The organism is Terribacillus saccharophilus (assembly GCF_046592895.1).
Classification (GTDB): Bacteria; Bacillota; Bacilli; order Bacillales; family Amphibacillaceae; genus Terribacillus; species Terribacillus saccharophilus_D.
The window spans coordinates 358951-378804 of sequence record NZ_JAWVPU010000001.1 but is presented as its reverse complement, the minus strand read 5'-3'; the positions used below and the strand labels follow the sequence as shown (position 1 = coordinate 378804).

The window sequence follows — 19854 nt, the reverse complement described above, 5'->3', positions numbered from 1 at the left end:
TGTACTTCTGGTGCTAAAGTTTGAGAAAGCCTGTGGATAAGTCGTTTATTTTTTTGTCGGAAGGGTACATATCATATATAGAAAACTCACTTAAGAAAGCTTTGTATCTGCTCAGACAGGAAAGGAGTGGTAAGATATGACTTGCCCTTCATTGACGTTAAGTGTGCAGGATTTTGTCGAGCGTACCAAAAGAGGCTCGTCCATAAACGATAATTACTTTTTCGTTTTCAACCATAAACCGATCGTGGCAAAGATATATATAAATAATAATATGATCGAAATACCTGATCTGCACGATATTGTGCTTGAGAAAGGGAATGATGGCAAAAACAGTCTGTTCTTCATGCCGAAATCATTCATTTACGAAAATCCGAAAGCGAAGCGGACATTGGACGATATGCCCCGCATCATCCTGGAAGGAGAAGAATTATCAATGTCGATGGAGCAAAACAGCGAAGCCTACACAATGACGATCACAATTCGTTAGTGCAGGCTTTTTTTTATATCCAAACCGCATTTCATACAGTACAATAAAAGTAAAAAAATCTATCGGAAACAGGGTATACGAGAATGAATATAAAAGAACAACAAAAAGAACTGGCAGGATTCACTGCAGGATTGTTGCGTAAACATTTTGGTAAAGGACCTGAAGCGGTATTTGTTTCAATTTCTGCAGATGTAGTCTGTATTTATGTACGAGATTTACTGACGCCTGTCGAAAAAGTACTTTTAGAGCAAGAGCAATATGCCATGGTATATGATACGCGTGATACACTCATGGATAAGTGCCTGCCTGAATTGAAAAAAGAAATCGAGAAGTGGACAGGCCGCGAATATCAGCAATTTTTCTATGATTGGGATATCGAGACAAATGGCGGTGTCATCGTCGCTGCAAGAGAAACGATCATCTCAATAGAGCAGGAAGAATCACTTCAAGGCATCAATGAATTAGTGTCCGTGATCACAGAATCGATTCAAAAGTTGCCAAATACAGTAAAAACAGTTACACTGAATAGTAGAACCTTAGTTATCTACCGTGATGGTATCCTTGTCGATATTGAAAAGGAAATTTTTAAACTAGGTGAATCAGAAGTATTGCGAAGGGCGAAAAGCAATCTTGAAAAGCAAGCGTTCCGCAAGGCATTTGATAAAGAAAGTCATTTGCTGGATGGCGCTGTACAAGAGGTATTCGCCGATTGGGAATTTGGAATGGATCGCAGCATGATGGTCATCATCATCGATCCATTAAACTAAATCATTGGCTAGCAATCAGCTGGGCATGGAACTAGCGATAAAGTCAAAGTAGGGGCAGCTATAAGCGTCTTTACTTTGGCTTATTTTAATGGCTCCAAGCCAAACAGAAGGAGACCTATTTATCAGTATATGTAAGCAAGCGGCGTCAGCTCCTAATGAGGGGAAGGTGACTGAAATGAAGATCGAAAGTGAAAAGGATATTGTCACAAGCAGATCATGCGGCAGAAAGCTAGCAGCAGACTTAGGGTTTAGTGCGGTCGAACAAGCGCGCATCACTGCAGCCATCTCAGAGCTTGCACGTAATATATATAAATATGCAGGAAGCGGAACGATTTGTCTCCGCAGCGAGCAAGATGCAAAAAGGATCGCCATTTTCATCACCGCCACAGATAAGGGACCCGGCATACTCAATTTACAGGAGGCCATGCTGGATGGCTTCACGACAGGCGGCGGATTAGGGCGAGGGCTTCCAGGTGTCAAACGGCTCATGGACAACTTTGATATAACCTCATCGAAAGAGGCTGGTACTTGTGTGCAAGTGGCCAAGTACCGGGTAGTGAAAACAGGCGTATTCCGCTAACAGGAATACGCCTGTTTTGTATCACGATGAGAGGGAATACTAAAAAAACAAAAAAATCTGAAACCAAATGCGTCCTCCATCCGTCTTATAAGTAACAAACATAGGAGGGAACGACATGTTCCAGATTGTTTTCTATCTAATAGGTGTTCTTGTCATGCTGTTCCTGGTAGCGGAAATCGCCCGCCAGCTGACAGATCTTCGAAAGCTCATCACGCCGGAAAACAAAAGAAAAAAGCCTGAAACGGAGAAATCCGTTCCAAGCTTTGGTGATCAATAGAAACGCTTGTAGCTATCGAAGTGCTTCGCGTAATAAGGGTTGCTTGTGCTAGTGATGCGCACGCCATCGTTATCCGCATGGATGAACTGACCGCCGCCAAGGTAGATACCCATATGGGAGATACCCGCTTTGTACGTACCTTTGAAGAAGATCAAGTCACCAGGCTGCGGTGAGTTTACATAATGAGAACGGTTGAAGAATCCTTCCGCAGATGTACGGGAGATATCATATCCAGCGTTCTTGAAAGCGTAATAGATGAATCCGCTGCAGTCGAAACCAGCAGTTGTGCTGCCGCCCCATACATATGGTTTGCCAAGCTGTGTTTTCGCAACACTGATCAGCTTGTCCACACTCTTAGAAGTGCTTGCAGACTCCACTTTTGTGTTAGTCGCAGGCTTCGAAGAAGAGGAAGAACCGCTGCTTGCTTTGCCATTGATCTTCAATGTCTGCCCGACACGGATCACATCAGAAGATAAGTTATTCCAGCTTTTCAGGTTCGCAACAGAAACGCCGTTGTTGTTCGCAATTCTCCATAGGGAGTCACCAGACTTCACTTTATAAGTGGAAGCAGAAGATGAGCTTCCGGAGTTGGATGAGCTTCCAGAATTGGAGGAAGGGCGATTATTCGAAGAAGAAGAGCCTCCTGCAGAAACTTTCAGCTTATCGCCAGGATAGATCAAGTATCCAGAGATATTATTCCATTTTTTCAAGTCGTTCAAAGAGATTTTATGTTTAGATGCAATACCACTTAACGTATCACCGGATTTAACAGTATATGTAGATGCACTGCTAGAAGATGATGAAGATGTTTTCGTAGTAGATTTAGATGAACTTGTTGAACCAGAAGTCTGTAAAACTTGGTTAGGGAAAATCAAATCATTTTTCAAGCTGTTGATTTTCTTTAATTCGGAAACAGAAGTGTCATATTTGCTAGCAATCTTCCAGAGCGAGTCGCCCTTCTGTACTTTATAGGATGCAGCGTCAACAGTTGTGGCATATGAACTAGCAATTACCGCAGTGGCAGCAAGGGTAACAATCGTCTTTTTCATTCTAGTAACGTTCTCCTTTATTTTCATAATCCATAGAAATTAATCATACTATAGCATAATTTGTCACTAGAATTACCAGAATTTACGCAGTTGTAATATAACTGTAATATTAAACGCGTATATTGTAGGGAAATGTAGAATGGAAGTTATTGAGTCATATTGTTTAGTATGTTACTATTTTTACAGTTTCAGTAAGCGGTGAAGGACTTTTGTACGAGTTGTGTTTCGCATGTCTGATAATGTTTTATCTTTCAGCAAAGGGGAAGTATAATTCGTATGGAATACCCTACACGCATTCTACATATATCAATTAAAGAGGTGCAGAACGTATGAAAATCAAAAAGGCCATTATTCCAGCAGCTGGTCTCGGAACTCGCTTCCTGCCAGCAACAAAAGCACAGCCAAAAGAAATGCTCCCAATCGTAGATAAACCAACAATCCAATACATTGTCGAAGAAGCCGTGAAATCCGGCATCGAAGACATCATCATTGTAAGCGGCCGCGGTAAACGTGCCATCGAAGACCATTTCGACAAATCTTACGAGCTGGAAGATCAGCTGATCAAAAAAGATAAAATGAAAATGCTTGAAGAAATCCAGGACATCTCCAACTTGGCGGACATCCACTATATCCGTCAAAAAGAAGCAAAAGGTCTTGGTCACGCAATCGCGACTGCCAAGAAATTCATCGGTAACGAACCATTTGCAGTATTGCTGGGAGACGATATCGTAAAAACAGACGGTACACCAGCACTTAAACAGCTGACAGATGCCTTCGAAAAATATCGCGGTTCTGTAGTAGGTGTACAGCAAGTACCAGAATCCGAAGTATCCAAATACGGTGTCATTGCACCACAAGGTTCCACTAGCGAACCCAACCTGATGCAAGTAAGTGACCTAGTTGAGAAGCCGAAGAAAGAAGAAGCTCCTTCCAACTACGCGATCATGGGTCGTTATGTACTGACTCCGGAAATATTCGATATCCTTGAAACACTGCCAGCAGGTGCAGGCGGAGAAATCCAATTGACAGATGCAATCAAGGAATTGAATAAGAAACAAGCGGTATATGCTTGTGACTTCACTGGAGATCGTTATGATGTAGGAGATAAGTTCGGATTCATCAAAGCAACGATTGAATTCGCGCTTGATCGTCCAGATCTTAAAGACCAGCTTCAAGAATACCTTAACAATTCCGTAGTTCCAGAAACTAAATAATAAATAAAAAAACGAGTCTAGTATATTAGGCTCGTTTTTTTATTTATTTTTTTGTAATAACGTCCCCTGAATGGGGAATTTGTGGTATACTCTTCTATGTTTTTGAAGTAAAACCATTAAAATGGAACTATATATTATATTGGGAAACTGCCAGGAATATCAACAAATATATGTAACGCTTACATATATTCGACAAAATCTGTCATTGCAAGGCTTGGGAAACCCGATATAATAAAAAAGTACTCATTTATTTCAAAAAGTTAGCAATACTGTTTGTCTTTGTACTTATCATTTTAGAATTACTCATCGGAGGGACATGAATGGAAGAGACAATCTCTTTAAAGGAAATTTTTGCTCTGCTTAAAAAAAGATTATTAATGATCTTAGCATTAATAGTCAGTTTTGCTGTGATTGCATTTATAGTAAGTTATTTTTTAATCACACCTACTTATACTGCAAAAGCATCTGTTGTAGTTAACCAAGAGGAAAATGTTGATGTTGCTGCATTGAATACTGCTATACAATCCAATATAAGCCTGATTAATACATATAAGATAGTCATGACAAGTCCTGTTATCTTGGATGAGGTAGCCAAAGAGATGAATTTATCACTCTCATCTACTGAACTTGCGGAGAAGTTAGAGGTTACTTCAGAAGCAGATACTCAAATCATTACGGTTACAGCAACTGATACAAACCAAGAAAAAGCTGCTGATCTTGCTAATACGACTATAACTGTATTCCAGAATGAAATTCCTGAATTGATGAATTTGGAAAACGTCAAGCCGCTTTCACTTGCTGAAACAGTCGATAACCCATCTCCAGCAAGCCCAAATACTATGCTAAACATGGCTATTGCTGTAGTACTTGGAACTATGGTTGGTATTGGGTTGTCATTCTTACTTGAATACTTGGATAATACAGTTAAAACAGAAACAGACATCGAGAAGAAAATTGGTATTCCTGTTATTGGTGCTATCAGCCATATGTCTGAAGAGGATTTAGTAACTAATAAACAATATCAAAATACTACGCAAAGACGAAATGCAAGGAGAGAATACAATGGTCAAAAGAAAAAAACAGTTTAAGACAAATGTCCGCTCTCTCATTACAAAGCAAAATCCTAAATCGCCAATTTCAGAACAATTTCGTACATTGCGTACAAATATTGAATTTGCATCAGTTGATGAGCAACTTAAAAGCATATTAGTAACATCCTCAGGTCCCTCTGAAGGGAAATCATCCGTAACAGCCAACCTTGCTATTATCTTTGCACAACAAGGGAAGAAAGTCCTGCTGGTCGATGCTGACTTGAGAAAGCCTACAACCCACTATACATTTAAAATGGACAACCGGACAGGCTTAAGCACAGTTCTGATTGGAGAAAAAACAGTAGAAGAAGCTGCTCAGCAAACAGATGTACCAAATCTTGATTTACTTACTTGTGGCCCGATACCGCCTAATCCTTCAGAGCTTCTAGGATCGAACGCTATGAAAAGGTTATTGGAATTAGCAGAAGAAAGCTATGACATGGTAATTGTCGACACGCCACCAGTACTTGCAGTAACTGATGCGCAAATTCTAGCTAACATTTGTGATGGATCTATTATTGTTGTGCGAAGTGAGCAAACAGAATACGATTCAATTCAAAAAGCTAAGGAATTAATTGAACCTGCTCAAGCTAAGTTACTAGGTGTTGTCCTTAACGACGTAGCTCAAAAGCATTCAAATACGTATTATTACTACGGAAACTAATATACAACAAACTTAAGAGCAATGTTGCATAGATATCCGCACACATTGCTCTTAAGTATAAATGGAGTGAAACCAATGATTGACATTCACTGTCACATTTTACCCGAGGTAGATGATGGACCCCGTACATTAGAAGAAAGCCTTGATATGGCCAGAGCAGCAGTAGAAGAGGGTATCAGTACGGTTGTAGCTACTCCCCATCATCGAAATAATCAATTTGATAACTACTATGCTGACATTATAGAAAATGTAAACAATTTGAATAATGATTTAATAGCAGCTAACATCCCTTTGACCGTTTTACCCGGGCAGGAAACAAGGATTTACGGCGAATTAGCAGAAGATCTTGATGAAAATGAGATTCTACCAATAAACCAGCATACACCCTACATATTGATTGAACTCCCGACTGCAACTTTCCCAAAATTCACAAAACAATTACTTTATGATTTGCAATTACAAGGGTATAAGCCTGTAATTGTTCACCCTGAAAGAAATAAAGCTATCTTGGAAGATCCTAATCTGTTATATGAAATTGTGAAAGCTGGGACTTTGTCACAAGTTACAGCAGCAAGCCTTTTAGGGAAGTTCGGCAAGAAGATACAAAATATTAGTTTTAAGCTAATAGATTGTAATCTTTGTCATTTTATCGCATCTGATGCACACAACATAAGTAATAGATCATTTGTCCTGCGAGAAGCTTATGAACTTTTGGAAAAGGAATATGGTTCTGAGCTTGTAGCTCAAATGAAGAAAAACGCGATTGATTTAATAGAAGGTAATAACATTTTTGGCTATGTTCCTGAACGAGTAGTAATTAAGAAGAAGTTGTTTGGTATCTTTGGTTAATAGTTTGGAAGGGAAGGGTTCTTATCAACCAATTTGATGCTTTACCTAAGACAATAAAAAAAACAGTGCGCTATATACAGCAGGAGGCTCCTCTTCAAAAACTGTTATTAATAAAAAAATTATTAAATGAAACCATTGATAAGAGAATTCAAAATGAAGAAAATGAAAAGGGGAGGATCTCTTGAGTTACACTAAAAGACTAGCTCTGCTAGTTGGTATGGATTCATTTATTGTATTATTTTCAGTATACGTTGGATATTATTTTCTAAATCCTTACTTCGGAATTTTCTCATCAAAAATGTTATTAGTTAGCTCGTTAACCTTACTTATTACACATCATATTTTTTCTTTTGTTTACCGTTTATACCATAAGGTTTGGTCTTACGCTAGTATAGGAGAGGTTATTGCTATAGTTAAAGTTGTAAGTTTCTCCGTCATTTCTGCTGCAATTGTACAATCTATTCTTATAGGCAACATTTATGTTCGTGTACTATTTCTAACATGGTTATTACATATTTGCTTAATAGGAGGTAGTCGATTTTCTTGGCGATTGTCTAGAGATAGATTAGTTAAGTCAAGTATTGTAAAAGAGAATACATTGATTGTCGGAGCTGGTGCGGCTGGTACTATGTTGGTGAGACACTTACTTAAGAATCAAGATCATAAATTACAACCCGTTGCATTTGTCGATGATGATATGAACAAACATAAACTGGATATATATGGAACACCGGTGGTGGGCTTTACTTCTAACATCCCTGAGATTGTAGATAAGTATAAGATTAAACAAATTATATTAGCTATTCCATCCCTTAACAAACAAAAGATGCAAGTAATTTATAAAGAATGTAGAAAGACTAGTGCGACTACAAAGATTGTACCTATGCTTGAAGATATTATTACTGGAAAAGTGTCTGTAAAACAATTTCGAGATGTACAGGTGGAGGACTTACTAGGCAGAACTCCAGTAGAATTAGACACTAAAAGCATATCCAAAAGAATAAGTGATAAGACGATTTTAGTTACTGGAGCAGGGGGCTCAATTGGCTCAGAAATATGTCGACAGGTATCTAAATTTAAGCCCAAAAGATTACTACTACTAGGGCATGGAGAAAATTCTATTTATACAATAGATATGGAATTAAGAACGAAACTTGACCAGACTATAGAAATCATTCCAATAATAGCTGATGTTCAAGATAGAGAAAGAATTTTTCAAATAATGGATGATTACAAACCGGATATAGTGTATCATGCTGCGGCTCACAAACATGTACCATTAATGGAGTACAATCCAAAAGAAGCTGTAAAAAACAATGTTCTTGGAACTAAAAATCTTGCTGAAGCTGCTGATTTTAGTAAAGTAGGAACTTTTGTATTGGTTTCGACTGATAAAGCTGTAAATCCTACAAATGTGATGGGGTCTACCAAGAGAATTGCAGAAATGATTGTTCAAGATTTAGATCAGCATAGCACAACTAAATTTGTTGCTGTTAGATTCGGTAATGTTTTAGGTAGTCGAGGTAGTGTTATACCTCTATTCAAAAAACAAATACAATCGGGTGGACCTGTTACAGTCACTCATCCAGATATGACAAGGTATTTCATGACTATACCAGAAGCTTCAAGGTTAGTGTTACAAGCTGGAACCTTGGCAAAGGGTGGAGAAATCTTTGTTTTAGATATGGGGGAACCTGTAAAAATTGTTGATTTAGCTAAAAATCTTATTAAACTATCAGGATATAGTAAAGAAGAGATTAGAGTTGAATTTACTGGTATTAGACCAGGCGAAAAAATGTATGAAGAGCTATTAAATAGCGATGAAATACACAATGATCTCATCTACCCTAAAATATTCATTGGTAAATCGAAAGAAATTGATTTTACACGTATCCAGTATTTATTAGATAACTACCATAAAAAAGATAATGAATTCATTAGAAAGTATGTTTTAGAATTAGCGAATAATACCACAAATCAATTGGTAGAAAGTGCAAATTAATTAAAAGAGGTGTCTAATGTGCAGTACGTACATGCAAAAAAAGTTATCGACGTATTATTGGCACTGATAAGCTTATTAATATTATGGCCTATATTTATATTATTAGGAGTTTTGATAAAGCTTGATTCAAAGGGTCCTATACTATTTAAACAGAAAAGAATTGGGAAAAACAAAAAAGAATTCAATATCCTTAAATTTAGAACTATGAGGATAGATACACCGAAAGATACTCCTACTCATCTATTAGGTGATTCAAAAGCGTATATTACAAGAATTGGGGCTTTCTTAAGAAAGACAAGTTTAGATGAATTACCACAAATAATAAATATACTAAAAGGTGATATGAGTATTGTAGGACCAAGGCCAGCATTATGGAATCAATATGACCTAATACAAGAAAGAGATCTCTACAATGCGAATAGTATTGATCCTGGATTAACAGGGTGGGCACAAGTTAATGGGCGAGATGAATTACCTATAGACATTAAAGCGAAACTTGACGGTGAATATGTTAATGAATTGGGTCCGCTTATGGATATTAAATGCTTTATTAAGACAGTAATTAGTGTTGTTAAGCGTGAAGGAATAGTAGAAGGAAATGTAAGTTCGACTAAGAAAGAAGTAAAAAAAGCAAAATAGAGGATGTGATTAGGTGTTATTAGTTACTGGAATTACTGGTCATACTGGCTCTTATTTTTTAGAAAAGCTTGTTGAGAATAATTATAGTGGTCCAATAAGGTGCATTGTACGTGAAGGATCTGATACAACTGCTATTGACAATAGTGGATTGTTAATTGAGAAGAAAGTTGGGGACCTAAGTGATAAAAACTTCCTTGATAAATGTATGCAAGGTGTTGATAAAGTCTTTCATATAGTTAATATTAGATACTCTTTAAACATTCTAGATGCGTGCATTAGAAATAATGTCAATAGATTAATATGTGTACATACAACAGGTATATTTTCTAAATTTAGAGTTGCTTCAGAAGAGTATAATATTATAGAGGAAGAAATAAATAGAAAAGCAAGCAGTCACGACATAAAACTTACTATCTTAAGACCTACCATGATTTACGGTGATATTAGAGATAGAAATATGAGTAAGTTTATAAAAATGATAGATAAGTTTGCTGTTTTTCCAGTGATAGATAATGGAAAGTGTTTGATTCAGCCTGTGAACGCCAGGGATTTAGGTAAAGCATACTATGATGTACTCCTTTTAGATGAAAGTGTTGTTAAAAATGAATATATATTATCAGGAGAAAAACCCATAGCAATGAAGGATGCATTTAAATTAATAAGTGCTGGCTTACAAAAGAAAAGAACATTCATTAGTGTTCCACTTCCACTAGGAGTTACTTTAGCAAGAATGGTAAGAATAATAACGTTAAGCAAGATAGATTACGTAGAGAAGGTACAACGTATGGGAGAAGATAGATGTTTTGATCATAGGGATGCGTTTTCTGATTTTAATTATAATCCAGAACCATTTCACAAGGGCATAACTAGAGAGATTACAGAATATATACAACGAAATAGGTGAGTAATTCTTGAAAAAAATTTTAATCTTATCTAATCACTTCATAACTATTTATAACTTTAGGAAAGAATTAATCAATGAGCTTATAAATAAAGGACATAAAGTCTATATTTCACTACCATCTTCCGAGCAAAATGATTATTTCACAAAAATAGGTTGTGAAATTATTGAAACCAAAGTGGACAGAAGAGGTTTAAACCCGTTAAAAGATCTCTCGCTAATAGTTCGTTATATTAAGATTATGAAGGAAATAAAACCCGATGTTGTCTTCTCTTACACAATTAAACCAAATATTTACGGCTCAATTGCCTCAAGAATTACTGGAAACAAACAAATCAATAATGTAACTGGAACAGGTGCAACGTTTGTAAACAAAGGCTTAATAAGTAGCATTGCAAAAGCTTTATATAGAATGACATTTGTAAATACATACAAAGTATTTTTTCAAAATAGTGGTGATAAAGACTTTTTTGTGAAGAATAATATGGTAAGGAATAATTATTCTGTTATTCCGGGATCAGGAGTAAACCTTCAAGAATTTAAGATAGAAGAAATGGATGAAACAAATGGTATTACATTCATTTATATAGGCAGAATAATGAAAATTAAAGGAATTGAAGAATTCTTAGAATGTGCAAAGCAAATAAAACAGAAATATCCTAAAGTCAAATTTCTTGTTGCTGGGTTTGTAGAAGAAGAAAAGTACGAAGAAATTCTAAAAGACTATACTAGTAAGGGCTATATTGAATATATAGGATTTCAGAAAGATATTCGAAGATGGATTAAATCCTCAACTTGTACAATATTACCTTCTCATGCTGGCGAAGGTGTTCCAAATGTATTGTTAGAAACTTCTGCATGTGCAAGGATATGTATCGCTAGTGATATTAATGGTTCACAAGATGTTGTAGAGCATACTAAAACAGGCTTCTTATTTGAAGCAGGAAATGTTACACAGTTAAAAACACAAGTTGAAAAAGTTATTCAACTAAATCTTAAAGAACGAAGAGACATGGGGTTAGCTGGAAGAAAAAGGATAGAAGAGAATTATGATCGAAATTTTGTTATTGATAGATATGTTAAGGAAGTAGATTCTCTTTAAAGAATAGTGCACAAGAAGGAAGAATGCTAATGGAAAACAAATTAAAAGAGAAACGTGGAAGAGATCTATTTACTAAGTATAAATACATAATAAATATAGTAATATTTCTTTTTAAAATTTCCCCTAGATTTTTACGTACTCTTGTTTGGAATGCTTCTAATTTATCAAATGGAAAGTTAGGGGTAGGCATACGGTACTGTATCTTAAAAAACCTTGCTAAATCTTGCGGGGAAAATATTTATATTGGTAGGTATGTACAAATTAAACACTGTAGTAATCTTATAATAGGTAACAATGTCAGTGTACACGATTTTTGTTACATAGATGCACAAGGTAATATTGTTATTGAAGATAATGTATCAATAGCGCACCATACTTCTTTAGTATCGTTTAATCATACGTGGGGAAATGAGGACTTACCAATAAAAGATAATCCTCTTATACTAGGCCCTATAGTTATCCATGAAGATGTTTGGGTAGGTGCTGGCTCTCGTATACTCTCAGGAGTAACCATTAATAGAAGAAGCGTAGTTGCAGCAGGTGCTGTGGTTGTAAAAGATATCTTGCCTGCGACAATTGTTGGTGGAATACCAGCAAAATTCATAAAAAGTATAGGGAATGATTAGGTTTTGGAAGCACTTTTCGTACATGATCACATATTTTACAGAGATACAAAAAATAATTTTTATACAAGTGGAAAGTTACCTTATGAAATTTGGACCCGATATTTAAAATCCTTTGATAAGTTAACTATAGCTGCAAGAGTTAAGGATATAGATGATAGTCATGATCTATCTAAGTTAAATTTATCAAGCGGTCCTAATGTATCTTTTCTCCCTCTACCCTCTATAAGTAGTGCAACAGGTATAATTAAACATAAAAGGACAGCAAAAGAAAGGTTATTTAATAAGATTAGCAGTATAGATGCTGTAATAGTGAGGCTGCCAAGTGAACTGGGTTCACTAGCTACCTCTATCTCACAGAAGCTAAATAAACCATATGCTGTTGAGGTAGTTGCATATGCTTGGGATGCACTATGGAACTACGGTAGTTTAGTTGGAAAACTATACGCACCTTGGGCAAATATGCGAGTCAAAAAACAAGTGAGCAGAGCACCATTCGCTCTATATGTCACAGAAAAATATTTACAATCAAAGTATCCGACTCATGGTGTAACTACAAATGTTTCCAATGTAGAACTTTTACCTTTTGACACAGATATTATTCTAAGCAAAAGAATAAATAGAATAAGGACTACAGGAAAAGTAATTAGAGTTGGTTTAATTGCTTCATTGTCTTCAGAGTATAAAGGAATTGATACAGCAATTAATGCTTTGAAAGAGGTGAAATTAAAAACCTCAACAGATTTTGAGTTACATATCTTAGGGGATGGAGATAAGAGTAAGTGGGAAGAGTTAGCGAAAGTACAGGGCATTCAAGACAACATATTTTTTGATGGTACGTTACCAGCAGGAAATCCGGTTTATGAGTGGCTAGATAGTATTGACATCTATATTCATCCCAGCAAACAAGAGGGATTACCGAGAGCAGTGATTGAAGCAATGAGTAGAGGTTGTCCCATAATCGCTTCAAGTGTTGCTGGTATACCTGAACTAATAAGTGCGGAAAATTTACATAGTCCTGGTGATATAAGTAAATTAACAAGTCTATTAGTAGAGAAAATTGGCGACTTCGATTGGTATGAAGAGCAAGCAAATAGAAATATTAAAGTATCAGAAAAATACCTTAAACCTACTCTTGACAATCGAAGGAATAATTTTTGGCTGGAATTCTCAAAATATGCAAGCCAAAAATAAATATAATCTGTTATTTAAGAGGGGAAATGTATGAAAGTTTTGTATGTAGCTAGTTCAATAATCCCGTCTAAAAGTGCAAATAGTGTGCATGTGATGAAAATGGCACAAGCAATAAGTAATAATGGCAATTACAATGTCACAATGGTAGCTACTGACGGTCGAGAAGAAAAAAAAATAATGCCCTTTAACTATTATAATGTTATTGGGAATTTCAATTTAAAATTAACAAGACGAGACAAAGTGCTTTCATGGTTTTATCGTTTGTCAGAATCACTGAAGCAAGCTAAGAATGCAGATATTGTTTTCACAAGATGGTTAATTGCTGCGTATGTACTTATGTTGACTAACAACAAGACTTTTATAATCGAATTTCATAGCTATCCTACGAATTTCACACAAAGATTTCTACTGAAAAGAATTCTAGAATCCAAGCGAAAGCGTAGATTAATCTTTATTACCAAAAGTCTACATAAACATTTTTTAAAATGTCACCCTCAAATTAAAAATATCGAAAGTTTTGTTTTGCCTGATGGAGCAGACTCCGATTTGAATGTTAGCTTACTTCCACACAACTCTAAATTAGAATGTTGTTATGTAGGAAGTTTTAAGACTGGTAAAGGTGTTGACACAGTGATAAGCGTCGCGAATGTTATGAAGGAGACGTTATTTCATATTGTTGGGGGAACACAAGAAGAAATAGACGCAATGCAAAGTAAGGTTAAATACAATAATATTAGATTCTATGGGCATTTAAATCAATCTGAAGCGATGAAGGTTATTGAAAATTCTCACATTGCATTACTTCCAAATAAGAAAAATGTGTATATAGATGGTACTAAAGATATCGGTAAATGGACTTCTCCTTTGAAGTTATTTGAATATATGTCCAAAGGAAAAGCTATTGTTGCTTCTGATCTTCCTGTTCTAAAAGAAATAATAGCGCATAATCATAATAGTATCCTAGTCGAATCTGAAAATATTCGTGATTGGAAGGAAGCTATTGAAAAGCTCATTAATGACGAAAATCTCTATAATAAAATTACTCGAAATGCAAAGAATGATTTGGAGAGTTATTATACTTGGGAAATAAGAGCAAAATCTGCCTTAAAGAATTTATAAATATAAGAAATTGTGTGGGGAGATCATGATAAGTATAGCTAATGAAGCAAATTCAAGTAATTTAAGCATTTTGAAATACATGTTATTAAATAGTTGTATTATTGTTTTCTCAGTTTTTGTTTTCTACTTTGATAGTATTACTTTAATCTTAATAATGAACGTTTTACTTATATTAGCTTCCTTATGGGTAGTTAAATTTGATATTACGCATCCTTATACATGGTTCACACCTTTTTATGTGTTATATACCATATCTTTTTCTTTACTTTTTATAACAAATAATTTGCTTGTATATATGGATATAAGTTCTTTGATTCAATCATTAAGATTATCTTGGGTAGGTTTAATTACGTTTCTATTCGTTGTATCTCCAAAAAGATATATCTCTAGAATAAAAAAAAGTAATATTACTTATTCGATTAGTGTTGCTAATACACTTCTTATAGTCTCATTAATAGGAATCATGCTTATGAGTCTGTATGTTTTACAAAGTGGTGCAGGTAGTAAAAAAGAAATAGCATTAAGTACATCCCCTATACTAACATTAGGTTATTACTCTATTCAGATATATACTTTGTCGTATTCAATGATACTAATTAGTAATTTAAAAAGAAAAGAGAAGTTAAACAGATGGTTTGTAGGAATTACAATATTGATAGCTTTATTAGTTATCTTTGTTGTAGGGGAAAGAGATTTTCTCTTAAGAATCACTGTTGTAACTCTATTAATTGTAAATGTTTTTGTGCGTAAGCTGCCTGTTTTCAAGCTAGTAAGCTATGGTGTCATAGGACTTTTCTTAATAGGTATATTACAGAATTTAAAAAACTTATTTGTTAGTTCTGATAGAGCAGGATCTGATCAATCGAACTTAATGTTGACAATCTTTGGAGGGGAATTCACTTCTTCAGGTAGGAATTTTTACACTCTAGTAAATAATAATTTAGATAGCTTTTTCTCTTCAAATACTACACTAATTTCAGATATAAAATATGCATTGTTAAACTTACCTTTTTTACAGGGTGAAACATTTACCCCTACAGCTTGGTTTAATGAAGTGTTTTATTCAGAATATGTGTCTTCTGGTGGAGGAAAAGGTTTTACCCTAGTGGGGGAAGGTTATCTAAATTATGGTGTATTAGGAATAGTAATGTGGTTTGCCATCTTAGCGTTTCTAGTTAGATTATTTTATCTAAGGTCTAGAACTAATATTTATTGGTTTATTGGTTATATATTATTGATTCCGATGACTATATACTGCATGAGAGCAGATTTAGCTATTTTGTTATCTTTTATAATAAAGTACATACTTCTCCCGCTATGTTTAATTTATATAATAAGTTATCTGAATAAAAATTATAACAATGGAAAAGTAACATTAAAAAAGGATTTAAAAAATGAAAGATAAACTTACACAAAAAACATTTAAAGGCTTGTTTGATATGTCGATAGGTGTAGGGGCACAATTTATTATCCAATTTGTACTCCTAATTGTACTCGCAAGACTTTTAAGTCCCACTGATTTTGGATTAGTTAATACTTCTGTAATAATCGTTACCTTTCTTAGTATTTTTTCTATGGCAGGGGTAGGTCAAGCGATTATACAGAGGAGTAATATTGCCGAAGAACATATTAGTACAGGCTTTACAATATCAATTCTATTAAACAGCATACTGGCCGTAATTACTTTTTCTTTTTCTCCACTAATAAGTCAATTTTTTGATATGGACGAATTAGAGATAATAGTAAAAACTATGTCTTTAATATTTATTTTTCAAGGATTATCTACTGTTGCAGAATCTATAATGACACGAGATCTAAAGCTAAATGTTCTTTCTAAAATCCAGATAGTATCTTATTTACTATATGCTATAGTAGGTATAACAATGGCGCTTCTAGGATTTGGAGTATGGTCCTTAGTCAGTGCTACTTTGGTCCAATATGGTATTAGATGTATTCTATTACTTATACTACAGCCTCATTCAAAGAAAATGAATATTAATAAGCAAGCATTTAAAGACTTGTTTATCTTTGGAGGCGGTTTTACATTAGCAAGGATATTTAACCAAATAGCTGTTCAGGGTGATAATTTTGTCGTAAGTAAATTTCTAGGTGTACAGCAATTAGGAATATATAGTAGAGCTTATCAGTTGATGGCAGTACCAGTTACCTTGTTTGGGAAGATTCTTGATGTAGTTTTATTTTCATCTATGTCAAAAATTCAAAATGATACCTTTAGACTTTCCCAAGCACTTCTTAAAGGGGTGTCTTTAGTATCTATTTTAGCAATACCTTCAAGTTTTATATTTATTTATTATTCTGGAACAATAATAGGCTTTCTTTTTGGATCAAAATGGGAAGGGGTTATAATACCTTTTAGTATTCTAGCTGCAGGTATTTTCTTCCGATCTAGCTATAAAATATGTGATTCTCTTATACAGGCTAAGGGAGCAGTATACCAAAGAGCTAAATATCAAATAGTTTTTGCAACTTTAGTATTAATTACTTCTGCTGTAGGGTCTATATGGGGTTTAAATGGAGTATCTATAGGTGTTTTAATCTCTATAATTATAAACTATATTCTTATGAGTAACTTAGCACTGAAATTGCTAAATATGAGTTGGATTACATACCTTAATAGTCAGAAGTACGGGTTTAGAATTGGTATTTACCTGATTGTGATTTTAATTTTAGTAAGCCATCTTATTAGTTCAATTATAGATTCAAAAATTATTGTTTTTTGCACAGTATCTATAATATTAATATCTATATTATTATTTTCTATAAGAAAGTTCCCGAATTTCTTTTTGGGTAAAGATGGAATGTGGTTCGTTAGTTTTCTATTTAAAAAACTTAAAAAAAATAAAAATAAAAAATGAAGAATGGAGATTTAAAAATGAAAATTGCTGTGGCAGGTACTGGTTATGTTGGATTAGTAGCAGGGGTATGCTTTGCTGAAAAGGGACATAATGTCACTTGTGTTGACATAGATGAAAAAAAGGTTCAGCAATTGAAAGATGGACACTCACCAATCTATGAAGCTGGTTTAGAAGAACTAATGATACAAAACTATAATGAAGGAAGAATTAATTACACAGTTAATTATGCAGATGCCTATAAGGATGCGGATGCTATATTTATAGGTGTAGGTACTCCGGAACAACCTGATGGTTCTGCAAACCTTTCATTTATCTCAACTGTAGCTAGACAAATTGCAGAGTCTGTAGAAAAGAATTGTTTGGTAGTAGTTAAATCTACTGTACCTGTTGGAACCAATGACAAAGTTGAACAATTTATACATGACTTTTTGGTTAATAATGTAAGGGTAGAAGTTGCTTCAAATCCTGAATTTTTAGCACAGGGTTCTGCCGTACATGATACTTTGCATGCAGAAAGAATAATAATAGGAACAGAAAGTAAATGGGCTGAGAGTATATTGCAAGATATATATAAGCCATTTAATATACCAATTGTATCAGTAAATAGAAAATCTGCGGAGATGATTAAATATGCCTCCAATGACTTTTTGGCTTTGAAAATATCCTATATGAATGATATTGCTAATCTTTGTGAATTAGTAGGAGCTGATATACAAGATGTAGCAAAAGGAATGAGTTATGATGAACGAATTGGTAGTAAGTTTCTAAATGCAGGCATTGGATATGGAGGATCATGTTTTCCTAAAGATACTAAAGCCTTGGATTATCTTGCCAAACAGAATGGATATGAGCTTAAGACGGTGCAAGCTACAATTGATGTGAATAAAGAACAAAAAACTTTGCTTTATAAAAAATCAAGTCGTCGATTGATTACATTTAATGGTTTGAAAGTTGCAGTGCTAGGTTTAACATTTAAGCCAGGAACAGACGATTTGCGTGAAGCGGCATCTCTAGAAAATGTTCCTCTTTTATTGGAACAGGGCGCAGATATTTATGCTTATGATCCAGTAGGAGCTCCAAACTTCGAAAGAATTTACCCTGAAGGTAAAAATTTAAATGGGAGCATTACTTATGTGAGTGATGTTCAAGAAGCTCTAAAGAACGCCAACGTATGCTTTATATTTACTGAATGGGGAGATATTAAAGAAATTACCCCATTGATGTATAAAGAGCTTATGCAGACCCCTTTGGTCTATGATGGAAGAAACATTTATGCTGTAGAAGATATGGAAAAAGTACAAGTAGAGTATCATTCAGTCGGGCGTCGCTCAGTAGAAAGATCGATATTAAAGGAGGCTATCGATAATGAATTACAAACAATTGAATCTTAATGCAGTTTATTTAGTGACTGGTGCGGCTGGCTTTGTGGGATATTACCTATCAAAAAAATTATTAGATAGTGGTTGCAAAGTAATCGGTATTGATAATCTTAACGATTATTATGATATTAACCTAAAATATACACGTTTAAACGATTTATCAGCATATAGTAATTTTTCAATGTATAAAGCAGATCTTGCTGATAAAGATTCTATTATGAAATTGTTTGAAAATAATCGTCCTAATATAGTTATCAATTTAGCAGCTCAAGCTGGGGTGCGTTATTCAATTGAAAACCCTGATGCATATCTGCTAAGCAATATGGTTGGTTTTCACAATATCTTAGAAGCTTGTAGACACTATCCAGTAGAGCATCTAATATATGCTTCTTCTAGCTCTGTTTACGGAGCAAATGAAAAAGTTCCATTTGAAGAAACAGACCTTGTAGATAATCCCGTATCACTATATGCAGCTACAAAGAAATCAAATGAATTGATGGCTCACACATACAGTCATCTTTATAACATTCCTACAACAGGTTTACGCTTCTTTACAGTTTATGGGCCAATGGGAAGACCAGATATGGCATACTTTGGCTTTACTGATAAGTACTTTGCAAAAGAACCAATCAAAATTTTCAATAATGGAGATTTCAAAAACGATTTGTACAGAGATTTCACTTACATTGATGACATCGTTAAAGGTATCGTTGGATTACTCCATCACTATGACAAAGAGAAGCTATACAATGTATACAATATTGGTAATAATAATCCTGTTAAATTGATGGAATTTATTCAAACTTTGGAAGATTGCTTATCTAAAGCTTTAGGAGAAAAAGTGGAATTTATCAAAGAATTCGAGCCATTTAAGAAAGGTGACGTACCGGCAACCTATGCATCTACCGACAAGCTGCATGAAGCGATTGGTTTTAAACCAGAAACTTCATTGCAGGAAGGTTTACAGAAATTTGCAGATTGGTATGTTTCCTACTACATTAAGAAAACAGAGAAAATAAATTAACTAGCCAAGGTTAGGGG

20 protein-coding genes are annotated in these 19854 nt (G+C 34.7%); 19 read left to right on the top strand and 1 reads right to left on the bottom strand.

What is annotated here, in order from left to right:
- Window positions 1–136 precede the first annotated feature (136 nt).
- From SFC66_RS01890 to SFC66_RS01875, 4 genes are all read left to right on the top strand, one after another.
- Window positions 137–487, top strand: coding sequence for a hypothetical protein (locus SFC66_RS01890; protein ID WP_411217012.1), 351 nt, complete (start codon window positions 137–139; stop codon window positions 485–487).
- Window positions 488–570: 83 nt separating this feature from the next.
- On the top strand, window positions 571–1254 hold the full coding sequence (locus SFC66_RS01885; RefSeq protein ID WP_411217011.1) for a Na-translocating system protein MpsC family protein: 684 nt from the start codon (window positions 571–573) through the stop codon (window positions 1252–1254).
- 175 nt (window positions 1255–1429) lie between these two features.
- The gene (locus SFC66_RS01880) at window positions 1430–1834 is read left to right on the top strand and encodes an ATP-binding protein (protein ID WP_411217010.1); all 405 of its coding nucleotides are present in this window, start codon (window positions 1430–1432) and stop codon (window positions 1832–1834) included.
- A 115-nt stretch (window positions 1835–1949) separates the two neighbouring features.
- Window positions 1950–2111: a hypothetical protein gene (locus SFC66_RS01875; protein ID WP_411217009.1), complete on the top strand. Its 162-nt coding sequence runs from the start codon at window positions 1950–1952 to the stop codon at window positions 2109–2111.
- Here SFC66_RS01875 and SFC66_RS01870 read toward each other — a convergent pair.
- Entirely contained in the window at window positions 2105–3160 is a 1056-nt protein-coding gene (locus tag SFC66_RS01870) for a C40 family peptidase (RefSeq protein ID WP_411217008.1), read from the bottom strand. The genes SFC66_RS01875 and SFC66_RS01870 overlap by 7 nt on opposite strands.
- Window positions 3161–3489: 329 nt before the next feature.
- Between SFC66_RS01870 and galU the strand changes: the two genes are divergently transcribed.
- The 15 genes from galU to SFC66_RS01795 all read left to right on the top strand — a co-directional run bounded on the left by galU (window position 3490) and on the right by SFC66_RS01795 (window position 19837).
- On the top strand, window positions 3490–4374 hold the full coding sequence (gene galU, locus SFC66_RS01865) for a UTP--glucose-1-phosphate uridylyltransferase GalU (RefSeq protein WP_411217007.1): 885 nt from the start codon (window positions 3490–3492) through the stop codon (window positions 4372–4374).
- A 320-nt stretch (window positions 4375–4694) separates the two neighbouring features.
- Window positions 4695–5462 (top strand): YveK family protein, encoded by a 768-nt coding sequence (locus SFC66_RS01860; RefSeq protein ID WP_411217006.1) that lies wholly within the window; start codon window positions 4695–4697, stop codon window positions 5460–5462.
- Window positions 5437–6129: a CpsD/CapB family tyrosine-protein kinase gene (locus tag SFC66_RS01855; protein WP_411217005.1), complete on the top strand. Its 693-nt coding sequence runs from the start codon at window positions 5437–5439 to the stop codon at window positions 6127–6129. Before SFC66_RS01860 ends, SFC66_RS01855 begins: the two co-directional genes overlap by 26 nt.
- A 75-nt stretch (window positions 6130–6204) precedes the next feature.
- Window positions 6205–6978 carry a tyrosine-protein phosphatase gene (locus SFC66_RS01850; RefSeq protein WP_411217004.1) on the top strand — a complete coding sequence of 258 codons (774 nt, stop codon included), beginning with the start codon at window positions 6205–6207 and terminating at the stop codon, window positions 6976–6978.
- Between the two features lie 181 nt (window positions 6979–7159).
- Window positions 7160–8980, top strand: a complete 1821-nt coding sequence (locus SFC66_RS01845; RefSeq protein WP_411217003.1) for a polysaccharide biosynthesis protein — start codon at window positions 7160–7162, stop codon at window positions 8978–8980.
- Window positions 8981–8998: 18 nt separating this feature from the next.
- The gene (locus SFC66_RS01840) at window positions 8999–9619 is read left to right on the top strand and encodes a sugar transferase (RefSeq protein ID WP_411217002.1); all 621 of its coding nucleotides are present in this window, start codon (window positions 8999–9001) and stop codon (window positions 9617–9619) included.
- 13 nt (window positions 9620–9632) lie between these two features.
- A complete protein-coding gene (locus tag SFC66_RS01835; protein WP_411217001.1) occupies window positions 9633–10523 on the top strand; it encodes an SDR family oxidoreductase in 891 nt (296 codons plus the stop codon).
- Window positions 10524–10530: 7 nt separating this feature from the next.
- Complete coding sequence (locus tag SFC66_RS01830; RefSeq protein ID WP_411217000.1) at window positions 10531–11622, top strand: glycosyltransferase family 4 protein; 1092 nt, start codon at window positions 10531–10533, stop codon at window positions 11620–11622.
- Between the two features lie 29 nt (window positions 11623–11651).
- Window positions 11652–12248 (top strand): acyltransferase, encoded by a 597-nt coding sequence (locus SFC66_RS01825; protein WP_411216999.1) that lies wholly within the window; start codon window positions 11652–11654, stop codon window positions 12246–12248.
- 3 nt (window positions 12249–12251) lie between these two features.
- Window positions 12252–13439, top strand: coding sequence for a glycosyltransferase (locus SFC66_RS01820; RefSeq protein WP_411216998.1), 1188 nt, complete (start codon window positions 12252–12254; stop codon window positions 13437–13439).
- A 30-nt stretch (window positions 13440–13469) separates the two neighbouring features.
- Window positions 13470–14558, top strand: a complete 1089-nt coding sequence (locus SFC66_RS01815) for a glycosyltransferase (RefSeq protein WP_411216997.1) — start codon at window positions 13470–13472, stop codon at window positions 14556–14558.
- 25 nt (window positions 14559–14583) lie between these two features.
- A complete protein-coding gene (locus SFC66_RS01810; protein ID WP_411216996.1) occupies window positions 14584–15963 on the top strand; it encodes an O-antigen polymerase in 1380 nt (459 codons plus the stop codon).
- Window positions 15953–17434, top strand: a complete 1482-nt coding sequence (locus SFC66_RS01805) for a lipopolysaccharide biosynthesis protein (protein WP_411216995.1) — start codon at window positions 15953–15955, stop codon at window positions 17432–17434. The genes SFC66_RS01810 and SFC66_RS01805 overlap by 11 nt, the downstream gene beginning before the upstream one ends.
- Window positions 17435–17451: 17 nt before the next feature.
- A complete protein-coding gene (locus SFC66_RS01800; protein WP_411216994.1) occupies window positions 17452–18825 on the top strand; it encodes a UDP-glucose dehydrogenase family protein in 1374 nt (457 codons plus the stop codon).
- Entirely contained in the window at window positions 18800–19837 is a 1038-nt protein-coding gene (locus SFC66_RS01795) for a GDP-mannose 4,6-dehydratase (protein ID WP_411216993.1), read from the top strand. Before SFC66_RS01800 ends, SFC66_RS01795 begins: the two co-directional genes overlap by 26 nt.
- Window positions 19838–19854: the final 17 nt, after the last annotated feature.

Excerpts from the sequence above, each read along its gene's own strand:
- SFC66_RS01850 (WP_411217004.1), top strand. The coding sequence starts at position 6,205 with ATGATTGACATTCACTGTCACATTTTACCCGAGGTAGATGATGGACCC.
- SFC66_RS01800 (WP_411216994.1), top strand. The coding sequence starts at position 17,452 with ATGAAAATTGCTGTGGCAGGTACTGGTTATGTTGGATTAGTAGCAGGG.
- SFC66_RS01815 (WP_411216997.1), top strand. The coding sequence starts at position 13,470 with ATGAAAGTTTTGTATGTAGCTAGTTCAATAATCCCGTCTAAAAGTGCA.
- SFC66_RS01810 (WP_411216996.1), top strand. The coding sequence starts at position 14,584 with ATGATAAGTATAGCTAATGAAGCAAATTCAAGTAATTTAAGCATTTTG.
- SFC66_RS01805 (WP_411216995.1), top strand. The coding sequence starts at position 15,953 with ATGAAAGATAAACTTACACAAAAAACATTTAAAGGCTTGTTTGATATG.
- SFC66_RS01795 (WP_411216993.1), top strand. The coding sequence starts at position 18,800 with ATGAATTACAAACAATTGAATCTTAATGCAGTTTATTTAGTGACTGGT.
- SFC66_RS01825 (WP_411216999.1), top strand. The coding sequence starts at position 11,652 with ATGGAAAACAAATTAAAAGAGAAACGTGGAAGAGATCTATTTACTAAG.
- SFC66_RS01870 (WP_411217008.1), bottom strand. The coding sequence starts at position 3,160 with ATGAAAAAGACGATTGTTACCCTTGCTGCCACTGCGGTAATTGCTAGT.
- SFC66_RS01890 (WP_411217012.1), top strand. The coding sequence starts at position 137 with ATGACTTGCCCTTCATTGACGTTAAGTGTGCAGGATTTTGTCGAGCGT.
- SFC66_RS01880 (WP_411217010.1), top strand. The coding sequence starts at position 1,430 with ATGAAGATCGAAAGTGAAAAGGATATTGTCACAAGCAGATCATGCGGC.
- SFC66_RS01855 (WP_411217005.1), top strand. The coding sequence starts at position 5,437 with ATGGTCAAAAGAAAAAAACAGTTTAAGACAAATGTCCGCTCTCTCATT.
- SFC66_RS01885 (WP_411217011.1), top strand. The coding sequence starts at position 571 with ATGAATATAAAAGAACAACAAAAAGAACTGGCAGGATTCACTGCAGGA.
- SFC66_RS01875 (WP_411217009.1), top strand. The coding sequence starts at position 1,950 with ATGTTCCAGATTGTTTTCTATCTAATAGGTGTTCTTGTCATGCTGTTC.
- galU (WP_411217007.1), top strand. The coding sequence starts at position 3,490 with ATGAAAATCAAAAAGGCCATTATTCCAGCAGCTGGTCTCGGAACTCGC.
- SFC66_RS01860 (WP_411217006.1), top strand. The coding sequence starts at position 4,695 with ATGGAAGAGACAATCTCTTTAAAGGAAATTTTTGCTCTGCTTAAAAAA.